Annotated in this window: 3 protein-coding genes; all 3 read right to left on the bottom strand. The window is 46.0% G+C overall.

The window, feature by feature from the left end; all coding sequences use genetic code 11:
* A partial coding sequence (locus tag Q0191_RS03280) for an amidase family protein (protein WP_297663810.1) occupies positions 1-1,076 on the bottom strand: 1,076 nt, incomplete at its 3' end.
* Positions 1,076-1,378, bottom strand: a complete 303-nt coding sequence (gene gatC / locus Q0191_RS03275; protein ID WP_005591696.1) for an Asp-tRNA(Asn)/Glu-tRNA(Gln) amidotransferase subunit GatC — start codon at positions 1,376-1,378, stop codon at positions 1,076-1,078. The genes Q0191_RS03280 and gatC, both read right to left, overlap by 1 nt.
* Positions 1,379-1,578: 200 nt before the next feature.
* A partial coding sequence (locus Q0191_RS03270) for an amino acid--tRNA ligase-related protein (RefSeq protein ID WP_297663812.1) occupies positions 1,579-1,755 on the bottom strand: 177 nt, incomplete at its 5' end.

The raw sequence follows: 1,755 nt of genomic DNA, 5'->3' as shown, positions 1-1,755 counted from the left end.
AGCATGATGCGGCGTTTCACCTCTTCACCAAAGCCTTCGCTACGAGATTTGACATAGACATCTTCTAGATTTTCAATGCCTTCTGCGCGGTAGCCATAGCGAATGCCGTCAAAACGCTGCAGGTTAGAACTAGCTTCAGAGGAAGCGATGATATAGTAAACAGCCACGCCATACTTGCTGTGAGGCAGACTAACTTCTTCAACAATCGCACCTAGGCTTTCCAAGTGCTTGGCAGCTGCCAGTATCGTTTCCTTGACCTTGCTGTCAATTCCCTCACCCATGTATTCCTTAGGCAGGGCAATCTTCATGCCCTTGATGTCTTGGCCAATCTTGCTAGTAAAGTCTGGCACTGCTTCTTGTGATGATGTAGAATCTTTAGGATCATTACCAGAAATAACATTCAGAAGCTGGGCATTTTCCTTAACCGTCTGAGAGAAAGGCCCAATCTGATCTAAAGAAGAACCAAAAGCAATGAGACCAAAACGAGAAACCCGTCCGTAAGTTGGTTTGAGGCCGACTACACCGTTAAAGGAAGCAGGCTGACGAATGGAGCCACCCGTATCTGAACCCAGTGACAGACGAACCTGACCAGAGGCAACCGCTGTCGCTGATCCACCAGATGACCCACCAGGAACCTTGCTGCTGTCCCAAGCATTCTTAGTCGTCTTAAAGTAAGAGTTTTCGCTGGATCCCCCCATGGCGAACTCGTCCATGTTGGTCTTCCCAACGATAATCATATCCTTACCATAGAGTTTCTCCACGCTGGTCGCATCGAAAATTGGCTTGTAGTTGTAGAGCATTCTAGATGCAGCAGTCGTCAAAATCCCCTTGGTTGAGATATTGTCCTTAACTGCCAGCGGAATTCCACTCATAAGATTGTCAGCATCAATGCCCTTAGCATCCAGAGCCGCAGCCTGTGCCAAAGCTTCTTCTTCGCTGATAGTGATGAAACTGTCCACGGCAGCTTCACGTTCTTTGATGTCTGCCAAAGTTGCCTGAGTTAACTCTACTGCAGAAATTTCTTTCTTGACCAGCAAGTCGTGCAGTTCTTCAATGGTCTTGTGATTAAAAGTCATTAGGCATCTCCTCCGTCATCTAGGATGGCAGGCACTTTGATGTAGCCCCGCTCTTTTTCAGGTACATTTTGGAAAAGCTCTTCTCGGTTCCAGCCTGGCTGAGCCACATCTTCTCGCATATAGTTGATGTTAGCTGCCACATTGGAAGTGAAAGGCACACCCTCCGTGTCCACTTCATTGAGCAATTCGACCATGTCGACAATTTTAGACAAGGTCGTCGCGAACTCAGCTGTCTCTTCTGGTGAAAAAGCCAGTTTTGACAGTTTTGCAACGTGACTTACTTCTTCTTGAGTAATCTTCATCTCTGATTCCTTTCATAAGATAGGCGAGCATGAATACCGACCGAAAACGATAAATCTAAGAAAAATCTTTGTTTTCGAGGTTAAACTCGCATTGTTTTGCTAAGATAGGGGTGTCAAGCTCTCGTAGCTGCGACCTCTTTCTTTGGCTTCTTCCTGATTTCTTCAGGAATTCGCATCATTTCATTTTACCATATTTCAGGCTAATTCTTCAATTCCAAATGCAGTTCTTTGAGCTGTCTTTGATCCACCAAACTTGGACTTTCCAGCATAGGGTCAAAGCCAGTACCATTTTTCGGAAAGGCGATGACTTGGCGAATATTTTCTTCCCCAGCCAAAATCATAACCAAGCGATCTAAGCCTAGAGCCAAGCCGCCGTG

Origin of the sequence: uncultured Streptococcus sp., from assembly GCF_938036805.1 — a bacterium.
GTDB lineage: Bacteria > Bacillota > Bacilli > Lactobacillales > Streptococcaceae > Streptococcus.
The sequence above is the reverse complement of the archived record's forward strand: the minus strand, read 5'-3'. Positions and strand labels throughout refer to the sequence as shown.

Bases quoted from the DNA above. Each gene is read 5' to 3' on its own strand.
- gatC (WP_005591696.1), bottom strand. From the start codon at position 1,378: ATGAAGATTACTCAAGAAGAAGTAAGTCACGTTGCAAAACTGTCAAAA.